Raw genomic sequence first — 15,659 nt, forward strand, 5'->3', positions numbered from 1 at the left:
AAAAGCAAAGAGGAGAATACAATGGGTCCAGAAACATTAGAATCAAAACAGAAAGCTGCGGTAGAAGAGGTACTTAAAGCCTATCCTGCCAAAGCTGCGAAAAACCGTGCTAAACACCTCGGTGTGGGTGGTCCGGAAGATGAGAGTCAAAAGACTTGTGGTAACGTAAGATCGAACAAAAAGACCGTACCGGGCGTAATGAGTCAACGTGGATGTGCATATGCAGGTTCCAAAGGGGTTGTATGGGGTCCTGTAAAAGATATGATCCATATCTCTCACGGTCCTATCGGTTGTGGTCAGTACTCAAGAGCAGGTCGTCGTAATTACTATATCGGTACTACCGGTGTCGATACATTTGTTACGATGAACTTCTCTTCAGACTTCCAAGAGAAAGATATCGTATTTGGTGGGGATAAGAAACTCGCAGTGTGTTTCGAAGAGATCGATTCTCTTTTCCCGCTTAACAATGGTATCACAGTTCAGTCTGAGTGTCCAATCGGTCTGATCGGTGATGATATCAATGCAACTTCAAAAGTATATGCAAAGAAAACCGGAAAGACTATCGTACCGGTAAACTGTGAAGGGTTTAGAGGGGTTTCTCAGTCACTTGGTCACCATATCGCGAACGATACGATAAGAGACTACGTTTTTGACGGTCAAATAGATACACTTGGTGATGCGATCGAGCAAACGGATTACGATGTGGCGATCATCGGGGATTACAACATCGGTGGTGATGCCTGGTCAAGCCGTATCCTTCTTGAAGAGATGGGTCTTAGAGTTGTTGCTCAATGGTCAGGAGATGCTACACTTAAAGAGATGGCAGCTACTCCAAAAGTGAAACTTAACTTGCTTCACTGTTATAGATCAATGAACTATATCTCCCGTCATATGGAGAAAGAGTACGGTATACCTTGGATGGAGTATAACTTCTTCGGTCCTACACAGACGATCAAGTCACTCAGAAGGATCGCTTCATTCTTTGATGAGAGTATCCAGCAAAAATGTGAAGAGGTGATCGCGAAGTACCAACCGATGGTTGACGGTGTGATCAACAAATATAAGCCGAGACTCGAAGGTAAGCAGGTCATGCTGTTTGTCGGTGGTCTTAGACCGAGACACGTGATCGGTGCCTATGAAGATCTTGGTATGGAAGTGATCGGTACTGGGTACGAGTTTGCGCACGATGATGACTACAAGAGAACAAAAGACGAGATCATGAGATCTACAGTGATCTATGATGACGTGAACGAATATGAGCTTGAAGCATTTGTTAAGAAACTTCAGCCGGATCTCGTAGCATCAGGTATCAAAGAGAAATACGTGTTCCAAAAAATGGGTCTGCCGTACAGACAGATGCACTCTTGGGACTATAGTGGTCCGTACCATGGGTATGACGGATTTGCAATCTTTGCACAAGACATGGATCTTGCAATGAACTCTCCTGTATGGGCACACAGTACTGCACCATGGGATAAAGCGGAGGAAGCATAATGCAAGAAGTAGAAAATATCGTAAACGGACAGAAACTGTTTCAGAAACCGGAGTACAAAAAAGTACTCGCGGACAAAAAAGAGTTTGAAGGTGGTATGGGTGCGGTTGACCCTGCCAAAGTTGAAGAGATCGCTGAGTGGACGAAGACTTGGGACTACCGTGAGAAGAACCTTGCCAGAGAGGCGATCACGGTGAATCCTGCGAAAGCATGTCAACCGCTTGGTGCCGTGATGGTAGCACTTGGTTTTGAGAACACAATGCCATATGTACACGGTTCACACGGATGTGTGGCATACTTCAGATCATACTTTACAAGACACTTCAAAGAGCCGACACCATGTGTATCTGACTCTATGACAGAAGATGCAGCGGTATTCGGTGGTCTTGTGAACATGAAAGACGGTTTGAAAAACTGTGCGGCGCTTTATAAACCGGATATGATCATGGTATCAACGACCTGTATGGCGGAAGTTATCGGTGATGACCTGAATGCCTTCATCACCTCTGCAAAAGAAGAAGACGGTGGAGAGTTCCTTCCGGAAGACTTCCCTGTGACGTATGCACACACACCATCATTCGTAGGTAGCCACATCACTGGTTACGATAACATGATGCAGGGTACGCTTCAACAGCTTGCTGCAAAAGGTGAGCAAACTGATACGATCAACATCATTCCTGGTTTTGAAACGTATATCGGTTCACTTAGATCAGTAAAACATATCGCCGAAGAATTCGGCGCAAACTATGTCATGTTGGGTGACCACTCTGACCAGTGGGATATGCCTGCTGGTGAGTATAGTATGTTCGCCGGTGGTACGAAGATAGCTGATGCAGCAAATGCGATCAATGCTAAAGCGACGATCTCACTGCAAAAGTACACTACGCCGAAAACAATGAAGATGATCTCTAAGCGTTGGAAGCAAGAGAATACTACATGTAACCCAATCGGTCTTAAAGGGACAGATGAGTTTGTCATGAAGCTTGCTGAGCTTACAGGCAAAGAGATCCCTGAGTCTCTCAAAGTAGAGCGTGGTAGACTTGTAGATGCTATGCAGGATTCTTATCCATATATGCATGGTAAAAAATTCGCTATCTGGGGTGACCCTGACTTCCTTATCGGAGCAGTTTCATTCCTACTGGAGATGGGTGCTGAGCCGACTCACGTGCTTTGTCACAATGCCCCAAGAGGTTGGGAAGATGAGATGAGAGCATTGCTTGATACTTCTCCGGCTGCAGCAGACTGCCATGTATGGGCTGGTAAAGACTTGTGGCATATGAGATCTCTTCTCTTTACAGAGCCGGTTGACTTTATGATCGGTAACTCTTATGGTAAAGAGTTGATGAGAGATACTGGTACACCGCTTATCTATATCGGGTTCCCTATCTTTGACAGACACCACCTCCACAGATACTCTATCAGTGGATATGACGGAGCACTGAACCTGTTGACTTGGATCACAAACAAAGTGCTTGACCAACTGGATGAAGAGACGAAAGGTATCGCAAGTACCGACTACTTCTTCGACCTAGTGAGATAAACATGTAATCTTCCTTTTTCCCTCACCTATTCAGCGGGTGGGGGGGAGATATAAACATTATCTGTTTTATTATGTAGTATAAGTATACATATGTTTTAAACATTAAAGTATAAAATATATGCATTCTTGTCATTAGTAATATCTAAATTTTAATCATATTTATTTTATATAAAGAGCCTATCCTCTGGATACCATATTCGATAATTTTTTTAACTCAAGGAGAGACAATGTCAATGCTCAAATCCCATCCAACCAAAATGGAAATAAAGTCGATGCTTAAACCATATCCGACAAATAAGGAAATCAAGCTCAATCCTAAAGAGATGCTTGTAAGTAAAACAGACCAAAGAGGTGTAATCACTTACGGGAACAAGAAGTTTGTAGAAGTTTCCGGATATAAGGAGAATGAACTGATAGGTTCTCCCCATAGTATCCTCAGACATCCGGATATGCCAAAAGCGATTTTTTATCTTATGTGGGAGAGTATAAAAAAAGGTAAAAATATCATGGCTGTTGTCAAAAATCTTGCGAGAAACGGTGACCACTACTGGGTAACAACGGACTTTGATATCCAGCGGGACAGAGAGGGGAAGATACGTAACTATATTGCCTATAGACAGGCAGCACCGAAGAGTGTCCTCAAAGAGATTGAACCGCTCTATCAAAAAATGCTGGAGATTGAAAACGAGCATGGGATGGATGCATCGCTCAAATACCTGGAAGGATTTCTGGAAGAAAAAGATATGAGCTACAATCAATACATTGAGAACCTGGCAAAACCAAAAGGTATTACCGGTGCATTGTTTGAAAAAATGAAGCAGATGTTTGCGTAAATACGCAATTTGACTAATCGCACTGGAAAGGTTTTATCATGGGCATACAGGATCAGATAAAAGAGAATCTCCTCAAAGAGATCTATACGGATATAGATAAGATGTATGATTTTATGGATCAGCATTTTATTCTAAGCGGTGAACATGAGAAAGTAGTGATCAAACAGCTCAACAAGCTTAAAGACCAGTTTTATCTGATCGCAAAGGAGAGCAGCCTCTCCTGACCCTTTCCTTTGAGACAACCTGTTGCCGTCTTCAGCATTTCAGCAGTATTTAGAGTGAGATGACTCTAGAAGAACCCTTTTCACTTTCCATCTTCTCCAGCAGATCATGCGCAGTCGGTTTGGATCTCCTTATTATCTTTTTATTCTACGGTTTGATAGTAAAAATGAAAATATCGGACAAAAATACTCTTACTAGAATAGAATATGCAAATTGATCACTGTAAGAAAAGTGATGGTTTCTACATCGTGTAGCGGTAGAAACGTGTTGCTTGGGAATTTCATCTAAAAAGGAGTGAATAATGGAACACCATATTGTTGTAGAGAAGATGTGCAGATGTGCACAAAGAAAGCAGATGCCGCAGATCAAAACATTTGATGATAAAGAGAATGCAAGGATGGTAGCCAGAGCATGGGCGCAGGAGCTGAATGAAACATTCTGCGGTATGCATGAGTTTGATGTGGTGGAGGTCGATGAGAACTATGTGATCTCTGTGGGTGAAGGAAGCTACTGATGGGGTGTTTGATAGGAATGTTTTGTATAATGAAAGAGAATGGTAAGTGAGGTTCAATTATTTTCTACGGAATGTAAATGTCATTTCCTGAGAGGAGGGAAAGATGATCATAGGCGTACCCAAAGAGATCAAAACAGATGAGTTTCGCGTAGCTATCACCCCTGCGGGTGTACGTGAACTGGTGCAGGCGGGAAACCGTCTTATCGTAGAGAGCGGTACAGGTGAGGGGAGCGGTTTTCATGATGCGGACTATAGGGATGCCGGAGCGGTGATCACTCCGGATGCTGCAGAGGTATTTGCTAAGGCGGAGATGATCGTCAAGGTCAAGGAGCCGATCGCTCCCGAGTATGATCTGCTGCGTAACGGTCAGACACTCTTTACCTATCTGCACCTTGCAGCAGATAAGGTATTGACAGAGGTGTTGATGCAGAAAGAGGTCGCTGCCTTTTCCTATGAAACACTATCGGTGGAGGAGCGTCTCCCCTTACTGGAGCCGATGAGCGAAGTGGCAGGCAAAATCGCGTCATTGATGGGGAGTGTACATCTTGGACGTTATCACGGCGGCCTTGGCCTGCTTGCAGGCGGTGCCGTAGGAACTGAACGTGCCAGAGTCATGATACTCGGCGGCGGTGTTGCAGGTAAAGCGGCAGCTGAAGTCGCTGCCGGACTTGGGGCTGAAGTGACGATATTGGATATCAATATAGAGCGTTTACATTATCTCAAAGATGTACTGCCGCCTCATGTCACGACCATGTACAGTACGCTGGAGACGATCTCCCAGATACTGCCGCAGTGTGACATAGTGGTAGGTACGGTACTGATACCGGGAGCCAAAGCGCCTAAACTGATCACACGAGAAATGCTGGGTATCATGAAACCGGGCAGTGTGTTGGTAGATGTATCGATCGACCAGGGCGGGTGTTTTGAGAGTTCAAGGCCTACTACGCACAGTGAGCCGACATTTATAGAAGAGGGGATTGTACACTATTGTGTTGCCAATATGCCGGGTGCGTATCCCCGTACCTCCACGTTTGCACTCTCCAATGCGACATTGCCTTATGTCAAACTGCTTGCAAAAGAGGGGTCAAAAGAGGTATGGGAACACTATCCGGTCTTTAAAAGTGCGCTCAATACCTATGAGGGAAAACTCTATAATGCTGCTGTCGGTGCAGCCCACGGTATTGAGGTTTCAATATTAAGCTGAGAGTCCATAGGAGCGTTTGACTTTTCTGGTAAGGCGTTTGGGATCATAGAATACTTTTTGCAGATATCTTTTGAAAGGAATCATCATGGGTATACAAGAACGTATCAAAGAGAATCTCCTGGAAGAGATCTATAGCGATATAGACAGGATGTATGAGTTTATGGATCAGAACTTTGATCTCTACAGGGAACGTCATGATCAGGTGGTCAAGCAGTGCGATAGAGTCAAAGAGCAGTTCTATCTGATAGTATCTAACAGCAGGTTGTCATAATGAAGTACCATGTAGTGATAGAAAAACTGTGTGCATGTGCCAAAAAACGCAACCTGGAGCAGATCAGAAGCTTCGATAGCAAAGAAGAGGCGGAAGAACACGCTTATGAGTGGGCAGAGTCACTCAACAACACTTTTTGCGGCAGACACGGTTTTGATAGTGTAGAGGTGGATGACAACTTTGTTATCTCAGTGGAGAACGGCTGTTTTGTCGAAGCGTGTGAGATCTAGTCCATTTTCCCTCTATTGCTTTTCAATTTTTTTATTCCCCCATCATCTAAGAACGATACGACCCTGCAACCAGTTAAAAACCCAATATTTTGGTGCGTGGTTACGCACCCTACGCGAAAAATCCCTCTTATTTCACTACACTCTTGAGCTTGGAGACGAGGGGAAATATACAAAATCACCTCCAATTAGGGTACGAATATAACAAATACGACATTTTTGTCGTCTTTTGTTTTTTTTAGTATGAAAATTGCATATTTCTGCCGATTTTTCGGGAATGAAAAGTGTAATAGGATAAGTGTAAGCATACTAAATATAAAAGGAGACAACATGTATGACTGTGACATTATCGAGGTAGAAGATTTTGAGTTTAACCACTATATCCACCATTTGGATGAGTTGGAAGGTGACGGGTTCGGGTACAAAAATGAATTGGATTTTGTTTATGATCTAACGGACTATACGAATGAAACGGAATGGGAATAATAAAGAGTTTGACAGGGAGTAGATTTGGGATTAAAACAAGTACAAAAGAGAGACTATAAAGCGCTTTATTGCTAAATACGTAATGATATATCGTAAAATGTGCTAAAGAGGCTTTATAGTGTTACGAAACTCATTTTCTCAAAGAGGGTGGAAACACTTTTTGAAAAGATGATTTTTCATATCTGACTGGTTTTTAAATTGTATTTGGGAATCCATACGGGGCATGTGACACATCGGTTCCATATGCGACTTTACGCTTTATCGTCCAGTTTTTCTTCTTCAATCAACATGAGTTCATCGTATAGATAACTCTCTGCAAGTTTCTTCTTATCCTCTTTATATTGTGCTTTCTGCAGATCATCAAGTTCTTCTACATTGCCTTTGACCTTTGAGATAATACTGTTAAAGTATTTCCCGGCCAATTCTTCGGGCTCAGAATCTTTTATCATTTTGTCTATTTTATCGATCCCACCTTCCGGCAGCGGTAGATCACAGTAGTAGTCTCCCTGGGTGTTAATGCCCCAATAGACGAAACCAAATGTGAGATAAAAGCTCAATGACTGTGGTACACATGTGATACGAAAACGACTGACATGGTTCTTTTCGGCTATCTTGAAAACAAGCTTGAAGAGTTTACTGGCATAACCATGTCTTCTGAATTTCAGCGGAGTGAAGATGTTATGAATAGTGATATATTCATGGTAACGGTCTATTTTGTAGAAGATATAACTAAGATGTTCTTCTTTTTCATTTGTGAGTACAATACATCCGTGTGCGTTCCAGCTGAAGTGCCGATCCCACCACTTTAGTGCCATGTTTGCAAACCCAAGACTTTTTTTGTCATTGATCTGTGAGATAGAGTCGATATATGCATTTCTGTTAAGATGTTCAAGGTGAAGTGTCTGCATCGTTTTTCCTTTTTGCTATCAATGAAAAAGGGAGGTGTCAAGTACCAGATGCATAAATAGAGTGATAACTACAGTATAACAATTCATGGTAGGGGATAAATAAATATTGTGATCCATTTTTAGGCAAACGGTAGAAGGGGATGGAAATCGATTTGTTAGTGTTTCTATTATTTCATCACTGTTGAGAATATAAAAAAGAGGCATTTGATCACCTCTACGGCATCTGTAGGTCGGGATACCCTTATCCCGACATCCACTTCTATTTCCATGAGTTCTTTCAGCATCTCTTGAGCTTGGAGATGAGGGAAAACATACAAAATCATCTTCTATTAGGATACAAAGATGATAAATACGACATTTTTGTCATTCTTTGTTTTTTTTAGTATCAAAATTGCATATCTTGAGTCATTTTTTTAGGAACAGTAGTTGTAATAGTATCAGTGTAAGCATACTAAATATAAAAGGAGACAACATGTATGACTGTGACATTATCGAGGTAGAAGACTTTGGATTTAACCACTATATCCACCATTTGGATGAGTATGAAGGTGACGGGTTAGGGTATAAAGATGAATTGGACTTTATCTTTGATCTGGCGGACTATACCAGTGAAACGGATTGGGAGTAGTCGTGGTTTTGACAGAAGCTGAACCGGGGATCAAAAAGATGAATAAGGAGAGACTCTAAAGTACGCTATGCATCATTAACAGAGAATAGTCTAAAGAGGCTTTAGAGTTTTATCAAAAATCATCTTCTCAAAGAGGGTTTGAACACTTTTTGAAAAGATGATATTGTGACAAATAACTACAAAATGATATCTGCTAGCGAGTCGAATACTGCATCAGGGACAATCGAGCCATCAAGATCAGCAGGTGAAAACTTTCCGGTACGTACCAATATGGCTTGAAGGCCTGCTTCCTGTGCACCTAAAATATCACTTTGGATATCATCACCGATCATGACTGTCTGACTCGGATCCACACCAATAGATGCACATGCAAGACGGTAAAAATCACTGCTTGGTTTGCCAATGATATGCGCTTTTTTACCGGAAGAGTATTCGAGTGCAGAGACAAAAGCACCTGCATCCATGCTGAGTTCACCGTCATAGTCTTTAAAGTAACGGTTATTGGCTGCAGCAAGAAGTTCACCTTCATCCATTAGTATACGAAATGCTTCATTGAGCCGTCGGTAGGTGAAGTTTTCCTGTGCATCTCCTACTACTACATAATGATAAGGAGCTTCAGGTAGATCTTCGAAAAATTCCGTTGCGGCATCTGTAAGGAGTAGTATTGTCCTGCTATGATGCTGCTGCAGATAGGATTTGGTGACATCCAGTGCAGTGATGACTTCGGAAGCATTAATGTCAAAGCCCATTTTTTGAAGTTTGGCTACAACCTCTGCACCTGTTTTTTGTGTAGTATTGGTCAAAAAACGTATGGGGAGGGAGGCTTTAAGTCTATTTATCGCTTCAGCAGCACCCGGGTAAGGCGTATCGCCGACATAAAGTACCCCACCGATATCACATAAAATACCTTTGATTGAAGAACTATCCATCGTTTGTCCCTTGGATCAAGATAGATACAGTATAACACAGCTAAATGGAAGCTGTGTGCAAAGAGAAGATTGATTTTTAGGCAGCTAAAAGTGAGTGTGGAATTTATAAGATCATTAACGGTCGTCCAAATGGTGTTTTATGCGGTCTGGAGAGCGCCCACAGTACCTCATAGGCTGGAGGAATTTTAGGATACCACCCGTCTCCATCGGTAAAGTAGAGCAGCATCGTCGTCATAGGCAGCTGTGAATCGATATAGTCAAATACGGGACGGTAATCCGTTCCGCCTCCACCTTTGATCGGAAAGTTCAGTTTTTCGCCTCCCTGGAAGGTATAGTGTCCATGTACTTTTGCATCGGCGATGATCAGCTCTATCTGTACCGCCGGGAAGTTTTGCATGATGGTTTTAAACTCCTCCATGAAAACACCTAGCAGTTCATCATTGATAGACCCGGATGTATCGATGGCGACACAGAGGCTTAGGGTATCACTGGTGAGTGAGGGGAGGATAAATCCTCTGTGGATATGTTTTTTATTTGGCGGCATGAAGGCATAGTTGTTGCGCATATGGCGGTTGATCGCATTGTAGAGTTCAAAACGCCAGTCTATGTTGTTGGCTTTAACTTTTTTTGCCAGGCGGTCAAGGCCCGAGGGCATCGCACTTTTACGCTGTGCCAGCTCTTGTGAGATAGATGCGGCATATTGCCACTCAGATTCTGTCTGGGCATCCAGATCATCCTCTATATTTTCCAGGTTTGAGAAGGAGTGGTCCTCTTCAGACGCTTGATCCTCTGTTGTACCTGGTAGAAGGTTTTCATTTGGTCTGCTGCTTTCATCATAGGCATCATCTATATCTCCAAAGTACTCTTCTTTGATCAGATCATAGATCTCTTCGGCATACATCCCTTCATACGCTTCATTGAAGTTGGCACCCGGAGGTATATGCAGACCATTGTTGTGGAGCATGTTGTTGATCGCATAGTCAGTAGCAAGCTGCCATAAGGAGCCCCTGCGATTTAGACGGCGCTGCTGGTGTGCAAGTATATGGTGCATCACACAGTTTGTCAGTATGAACATCACTTCTTCGACAGTGCGCTTGGAGAGAAACTCCGGGTTATATAAGAAACGTACCCCATTACTGGCATATCCCCTGATCATCTCACTGCTTTCATGTTTGAGTCTGGAAGCAAGCATACCGAAGTAGGGATGCTTCAGTGTCAGCCGGCTTTTGGCTTTGAGTAGTAGTTTTTCTGTGCTCATCAGTGTAACAGTGTATTGAATTTACGCATCCAGAGCATCCAGCTATCCACATGGTCCAGGTCGATCTTCCGCTCTCTGAGGTCCTGCACGATCATCACTGCGAACTCTCCGGGAAGATTCAAAGAGTATCTGAGGAGGTTATCGAGTTTTTTCGTACTGGTATAGTCATCTATGCGCATCGAAAGTGCGGTACAGAGTACATGGAGCGCAGACGCTTCTTCAGGTACTTCTGTAGACTCTCCGGCCAGGATCGCATCGATATCCGGCAGTTTCCCCGCAACTGTCCTGAATCCAAGGAATGAAGCAGCCAACTCTTCCCCGATCGCACCTGAGACCAGCGGCATGATGAGATCTTCATCGGGATCGGAAGAGAGCACTTCATTGACATACTCCCAGGTACGCGGTGTGGCAAAGGAGCGGCTCTCATCTTGTGTATTGAATGCAAAGAGGGCATCCGGACGGTGTGAGATAAAAGAGATGATCGTGACATCAATCCCGGCATCGATAGCCCACTTGCGCCACTCTTCCACATCCGCTTCCATCTCCAGGTGGACAAAACGGTTGGCCAGCGGTGATGCCATACGAAACACCACCCCACGGTCACTCTCACGGTTCCCGGCAGCCACGATCGACCAGCCTTCCGGCAGGTGGTACTCACCGATCTTCCTGTCAAGTATCAACTGGTAGGCAGAGGCTTGTACCATCGGGGCAGCGGTATTGAGTTCATCCAGGAAGAGAATCCCTTTCTCTTCACTCCCGTCAGGTAAAAATGAGGGAGGTGCCCATACTGCGGTGTCTTGTTTGGTATCAAAAAACGGAATACCGCGAAGATCTGTCGGGTCAAGCAGTGAGAGACGAAGGTCGATATATCCGACTCCCTGTTCTTTGGCAATCTGTGAGACGATAGAGGACTTCCCGATACCGGGAGGCCCCCACAGAAATACAGGGACTTTTCTCTCACAGAGATGGGTTAACGATCTTTTGGCATCATGGGGATTCATGGTACTCCTTTCTCATTTGCGTTATGACTCGATATGCAATTATGGTGCGAGTTAGACTCAGCGTGCATTTTTGAGTATGCGGAGTATCTTGGGGGTCACGGCAAGGTCAAGTGCCGTAAAGTCATCGGGATTTTTGATACCGACATCCGCACCGGCATTTACCAGGAGCGAGACCATAGCTTCTTTCCCGCTGGATGCAGCATACATCAAAGGGGTGACACCGTTGACATTGAGGGTATCTACTTCGATCCCCTTATCCAAAAGCACTTTGATGATGTCGGCATTCTCTCCGAAACATCCTAGCCAAAGTGCGGTATTGCCATCGACATTTTTGAGATGGATATCGGCACCTGCTTCCAGAAGATCACTGACGATTTCGGCATTGCCTTCGCGTGCAGCTTTCATCAATGCGGTATTGCCGTAGCTTCCCTGTTTGTCTATCTCTTCGACAGTGTAGTCATTGTTCTCTAACCAGGTTAATGTTGATTGTTCCATAAAAAGACCCTTATCCTATTTTAGTTTTGATACTGCAATTTGTATTCTTTATGGAGAATGAAAGTTGCATTGAGTATTTAAGTAAATAAAAGGAGTCATTATGGAGACCTATTTTTATTGTCAACACTGTGATCACAAGATCACGATAGAGCAGCTTGCACTATTGAGTGAGGGGAAATGCCCAGAATGTCATACCATTGAAGGGTTTTCTACCGTTCCAAAAGATGAAAATGATTCGTTTGAAAATGTAACCGTGTTGAATGATACAGAGTTTTTAGAGTAATAGCATAGAGTGTGAGTTCCGATAAAAATGGATAAAAACCTCTCTCGTTCCCGATCTCCTGATCGGGAATGCTCCCTGACCGAAGGGAGCATTACGCCTCATAGAAACGTGACGAGGGAAAACCTTATAAAGTTATATATTTTATAAGGTTTTGTAAATAAGACATTCTTGCTATACTATTAATATTAGAATATCGAATTAAAGGAATCAAATGCCTATCGATCTATCAGAATCTCTTGTAATTGGGATATCTGCAACTGCATTATTTGATCTTTCAAAAGCAGATAGTAATTTTCGTAAAAAAATAAAAAAAGATCCCGATACAGCTATTGAAAAGTATAGAAATTATATGCTCAAGCATGAAAATGATCCACTTGATGATGGTACTGGTATGCCTCTTGTCAAAGCATTATTAAATTTGAATAAATATCAAAAAGAAGGTGAACCTCCTATAGTAGAGGTTGTGGTTATGTCAAGAAATAGTCCAGAAACAGGGTATAGAGTTCTGAATGAAATACGAAGAAGAAAATTGAAGATATCCAGATCGGCTTTTACTGCAGGGGAATCAAATGTAGATTACCTGGATGCCTTTTATGTAGATTTGTTTTTAACAACAAGTGAAAAGGATGCACAAAGGGTTATTGATAGTAATGTGTGTGCCTCTGCAATTGTAAAAGCTCCACCAAAAACAAACAAGCATCTAGCAGAGGATCAAGTTCGTTTTGCATTTGATGCTGATGCAGTAATTTTTAGTGAAGATAGTGAAATAGTAAATCAGACTAAAGGGCTACGTACTTTCCATAAGAATGAGGATAAGTCACAAGATATACCTCTGGGGGAAGGACCACATGCCAAGCTTTTAATGAAATTGGCAAAAGTTCAAGAACGATTACCTGGAAGAATAGAATTTTCTCCTATTAAAATCGCTATCATGACAGCACGGAATAGTCCTGCCGAAATGAGAGTTATTAAAACACTTAGAAGTTGGAATGTATATGTTGATGAAGCATTTTTTCTAGGAGGTTTGCAAAAAAGCCGTTTTTTAAAAGCATTTAAACCTCACATATTTTTCGATGACCAAGACTCTCATCTAGATCCTGCAGCAGGAGATGTACCATCTGCTAAAGTCCTATATCCAAGTGGTTCACTACTTACTAAAATAATTAAGAAAAAGAAAAACAAAAAACACTAACAATTTTTTGAACTGAACCCTGAATTCATAATAGTTTAGTTACGGCATTAAATTGGTAGCTAGGCTAGACCTTCCAGCCAATCTATAACATCTTCTGCATTGTCAAAAATTTTATCTAATGACATACTAATCATTGGATTGTTTCCTGACGGAAGCTGTCTTCTTGTATCGGTTTGTAGTCCTATGCATTTTTTATCTAAAGCATACATGTATCCAATTTCAAATGCAACACCCTCATCAATATGGGCACCATCTAAAATGGATAGCAAAATATCACAATTTTTCATAGCTGCAATATCCGCAGAAAAAATCTTTCTTTCTGCAATATTTAATTCTATACCTTCATCGAGTAAGTTTTTTAGTAATAGTCCATCCTCTTGAGGCAAATAGACTTCATATCTAGAGATCAATAAATTTTTTATAGATTTATTGTACATTCTTTCTTGCTTATTAAATAATGGCGCTGCTAAATATATTTTCTTTTTCATAAAGTTATTCCCTGTTTTGCTAATACTTCTAAGTTGGTATGAAGATTTATTTCACTGTAACCATCACAGAAAAGTACTTTAGCTGTATTTTTAATTGTATCATGTAGGGTACTGCGGCTGTTTATTATATATGTTGAGTAATTATCTCCGTAAAGTTTTTTAGTTTTCATATTCAAATCTATTAAAAATTCTTCCGTCCATGAAACTTTTCTTTTTGTAAGCAGTCTGCCTTTTTGTTCTTTTTCGTCACTTTCTAAAAAAATAATATGACCAGGAACTACTATTAGTCCTTCTCCATTGGCAATTCCTTGTAACATACTTTCTGCTCGTTTCTTTTCTTCATGATTATTGTTGGTAAAACTAATGGGGTCTAAAGGACTTCTGTCTATCAGGAAAAAACCTTCCCTTTGTTCATCCAACCATTTATTTTTCTTGTAAAATTGTCCATTTATCCATTTTTCAACCTGTTCTTCTTCTTCTGGAGTTAAATCATTAAATGGTTTTACAAGCTCCGCCGGTCTCTTATCTATCCATTCCTCTAAAATATGAAAATTACCAAAATGTGAGAGTATGGAAGACTTGCCAACAGCAACAGATCCAACAAAATAATTTACAAACTTAATAGGTATGTCTAATTCTCTAGCATATATCTGAAATTCTTCTGCTTCTTGTGTAATTAGTCTAGTAAATGTACTGATTTCTTCATCGTTAAAAAATAATGTAACTAAGTTATATGTAGTGAAATTGGAATTGAATATTGCTTCCTTTTCATCTCTACTTAATTCTGTATTTGTATATCGTATGTAATAATGATAGTTTCCAGGTGATAAAACAGCACTTTGTCTCAATAAGTGTTTGAGTGTTGCATCCTCTAGTGATAAACCAACTAATATACAAGTTTTCTTAGTAAATTGATTTAAAATCATATTAGATTTCCCTGACATACTCTCTAATAATTGGTCAGAAAATGATTCGTCTGAAAATATTAACTCTTCGCTTTGTTGACTATTTTCATCTTCTGGTAAAAAACCATTAGGATGATATATAACAGGAGATCCTGTCTTGTAGTGGCTATGTGACTCCCATAAAACTTGATATGGTTTCTGTATGTCATCTTGATGATGCTCAGACAGTATAAACTCTAATGTGTCATCAAAATTATAATTTATTGTTATTTCTGAGTTTTGAATCAAGGGGATAAAGTCATTAAGGTAAGGATGTGATAATAATTTACCTTTTCGGTCTTTAAGCGCCTCACGATATAGTGAGGAATAAATTATACCTCTCCAATCAGACAGTAATCTTTTTTTTATAAAATATTCATCTTCTCCTTCTAGCTCCTTTATTCTCTTTGTTTTAAAATGCTGAAATAGTATATCTGTTATACTTGATTGGGGAACAGAGTTTTTTACAGATTCATATAGTGAAATACCATCAACCATGGAATGTTCAGCAATATCTTTAATAAGATTTTCCCATGATGGGAAACCTAAATTCATTGAAGCTCCTGCTCCAAACACAAGCCCAAGATTTTTATTCTTGAACTGTTGTCTTAAATGGACAATAGCTTTATTATTTTCTTTTAATATATGCTCCATAATTCCCCAATCGTTTTATCTTTAGGGAAAAATTATACTAAGTATTCTCTTTTAATCACTTATTATGTAGATTGTCTATGTTAGTAAAAA

At 41.1% G+C, this 15,659-nt stretch carries 19 protein-coding genes; 12 read left to right on the plus strand and 7 right to left on the minus strand.

Going from position 1 to position 15,659, the window contains the following annotated elements:
• Positions 1 to 21: 21 nt before the first annotated feature.
• From nifD to AC4JOV_RS04655, 9 genes are all read left to right on the plus strand, one after another.
• Complete coding sequence (gene nifD, locus AC4JOV_RS04615; RefSeq protein ID WP_229936315.1) at positions 22 to 1,494, plus strand: nitrogenase molybdenum-iron protein alpha chain; 1,473 nt, start codon at positions 22 to 24, stop codon at positions 1,492 to 1,494.
• Positions 1,494 to 3,032: a nitrogenase molybdenum-iron protein subunit beta gene (gene nifK, locus AC4JOV_RS04620; protein WP_229936314.1), complete on the plus strand. Its 1,539-nt coding sequence runs from the start codon at positions 1,494 to 1,496 to the stop codon at positions 3,030 to 3,032. The genes nifD and nifK overlap by 1 nt, the downstream gene beginning before the upstream one ends.
• Before the next feature lie 227 nt (positions 3,033 to 3,259).
• A complete protein-coding gene (locus AC4JOV_RS04625; RefSeq protein WP_229936313.1) occupies positions 3,260 to 3,865 on the plus strand; it encodes a PAS domain-containing protein in 606 nt (201 codons plus the stop codon).
• A gap of 38 nt (positions 3,866 to 3,903) precedes the next feature.
• The gene (locus tag AC4JOV_RS04630) at positions 3,904 to 4,089 is read left to right on the plus strand and encodes a hypothetical protein (protein ID WP_229936312.1); all 186 of its coding nucleotides are present in this window, start codon (positions 3,904 to 3,906) and stop codon (positions 4,087 to 4,089) included.
• Positions 4,090 to 4,388: 299 nt separating this feature from the next.
• Entirely contained in the window at positions 4,389 to 4,601 is a 213-nt protein-coding gene (locus AC4JOV_RS04635; protein ID WP_229936311.1) for a hypothetical protein, read from the plus strand.
• Positions 4,602 to 4,704: 103 nt separating this feature from the next.
• Entirely contained in the window at positions 4,705 to 5,805 is a 1,101-nt protein-coding gene (ald, locus tag AC4JOV_RS04640) for an alanine dehydrogenase (protein ID WP_229936310.1), read from the plus strand.
• Positions 5,806 to 5,890: 85 nt separating this feature from the next.
• Positions 5,891 to 6,076, plus strand: coding sequence for a hypothetical protein (locus AC4JOV_RS04645; RefSeq protein ID WP_229936309.1), 186 nt, complete (start codon positions 5,891 to 5,893; stop codon positions 6,074 to 6,076).
• Entirely contained in the window at positions 6,076 to 6,306 is a 231-nt protein-coding gene (locus tag AC4JOV_RS04650) for a hypothetical protein (RefSeq protein ID WP_229936308.1), read from the plus strand. The genes AC4JOV_RS04645 and AC4JOV_RS04650 overlap by 1 nt, the downstream gene beginning before the upstream one ends.
• 327 nt (positions 6,307 to 6,633) lie before the next feature.
• Positions 6,634 to 6,789 carry a hypothetical protein gene (locus AC4JOV_RS04655; protein WP_229936307.1) on the plus strand — a complete coding sequence of 52 codons (156 nt, stop codon included), beginning with the start codon at positions 6,634 to 6,636 and terminating at the stop codon, positions 6,787 to 6,789.
• Between the two features lie 251 nt (positions 6,790 to 7,040).
• Here AC4JOV_RS04655 and AC4JOV_RS04660 read toward each other — a convergent pair whose 3' ends face one another.
• Positions 7,041 to 7,697 carry a GNAT family N-acetyltransferase gene (locus AC4JOV_RS04660; protein ID WP_229936306.1) on the minus strand — a complete coding sequence of 219 codons (657 nt, stop codon included), beginning with the start codon at positions 7,695 to 7,697 and terminating at the stop codon, positions 7,041 to 7,043.
• A gap of 472 nt (positions 7,698 to 8,169) precedes the next feature.
• On the opposite strand from AC4JOV_RS04660, the gene AC4JOV_RS04665 reads away from it, so the two are divergent.
• The gene (locus AC4JOV_RS04665) at positions 8,170 to 8,325 is read left to right on the plus strand and encodes a hypothetical protein (protein WP_229936305.1); all 156 of its coding nucleotides are present in this window, start codon (positions 8,170 to 8,172) and stop codon (positions 8,323 to 8,325) included.
• 176 nt (positions 8,326 to 8,501) lie between these two features.
• Here AC4JOV_RS04665 and AC4JOV_RS04670 read toward each other — a convergent pair whose 3' ends face one another.
• The 4 genes from AC4JOV_RS04670 to AC4JOV_RS04685 all read right to left on the minus strand — a co-directional run bounded on the left by AC4JOV_RS04670 (position 8,502) and on the right by AC4JOV_RS04685 (position 12,008).
• Positions 8,502 to 9,254, minus strand: coding sequence for a TIGR01458 family HAD-type hydrolase (locus AC4JOV_RS04670; RefSeq protein ID WP_229936304.1), 753 nt, complete (start codon positions 9,252 to 9,254; stop codon positions 8,502 to 8,504).
• A 103-nt stretch (positions 9,255 to 9,357) separates the two neighbouring features.
• The gene (locus AC4JOV_RS04675; protein ID WP_229936303.1) at positions 9,358 to 10,512 is read right to left on the minus strand and encodes a vWA domain-containing protein; all 1,155 of its coding nucleotides are present in this window, start codon (positions 10,510 to 10,512) and stop codon (positions 9,358 to 9,360) included.
• The gene (locus AC4JOV_RS04680) at positions 10,512 to 11,513 is read right to left on the minus strand and encodes an AAA family ATPase (RefSeq protein WP_229936302.1); all 1,002 of its coding nucleotides are present in this window, start codon (positions 11,511 to 11,513) and stop codon (positions 10,512 to 10,514) included. Before AC4JOV_RS04680 ends, AC4JOV_RS04675 begins: the two co-directional genes overlap by 1 nt.
• Positions 11,514 to 11,570: 57 nt before the next feature.
• Positions 11,571 to 12,008 carry an ankyrin repeat domain-containing protein gene (locus tag AC4JOV_RS04685; RefSeq protein ID WP_229936301.1) on the minus strand — a complete coding sequence of 146 codons (438 nt, stop codon included), beginning with the start codon at positions 12,006 to 12,008 and terminating at the stop codon, positions 11,571 to 11,573.
• Between the two features lie 100 nt (positions 12,009 to 12,108).
• On the opposite strand from AC4JOV_RS04685, the gene AC4JOV_RS04690 reads away from it, so the two are divergent.
• Together AC4JOV_RS04690 and AC4JOV_RS04695 are read left to right on the plus strand one after the other, a co-directional pair.
• Positions 12,109 to 12,291, plus strand: a complete 183-nt coding sequence (locus AC4JOV_RS04690) for a hypothetical protein (RefSeq protein ID WP_229936300.1) — start codon at positions 12,109 to 12,111, stop codon at positions 12,289 to 12,291.
• A 211-nt stretch (positions 12,292 to 12,502) separates the two neighbouring features.
• Positions 12,503 to 13,483, plus strand: a complete 981-nt coding sequence (locus AC4JOV_RS04695; protein ID WP_229936299.1) for a 5'-nucleotidase — start codon at positions 12,503 to 12,505, stop codon at positions 13,481 to 13,483.
• Positions 13,484 to 13,542: 59 nt separating this feature from the next.
• On the opposite strand, the gene AC4JOV_RS04700 is transcribed toward AC4JOV_RS04695, so the two are convergent.
• Complete coding sequence (locus AC4JOV_RS04700) at positions 13,543 to 13,971, minus strand: nucleoside 2-deoxyribosyltransferase (RefSeq protein WP_229936298.1); 429 nt, start codon at positions 13,969 to 13,971, stop codon at positions 13,543 to 13,545.
• Complete coding sequence (locus AC4JOV_RS04705; protein WP_229936297.1) at positions 13,968 to 15,569, minus strand: SIR2 family protein; 1,602 nt, start codon at positions 15,567 to 15,569, stop codon at positions 13,968 to 13,970. The genes AC4JOV_RS04700 and AC4JOV_RS04705 overlap by 4 nt, the downstream gene beginning before the upstream one ends.
• Positions 15,570 to 15,659: the final 90 nt, after the last annotated feature.

Source organism: Sulfurovum sp. MH2-6 (genome assembly GCF_058374785.1).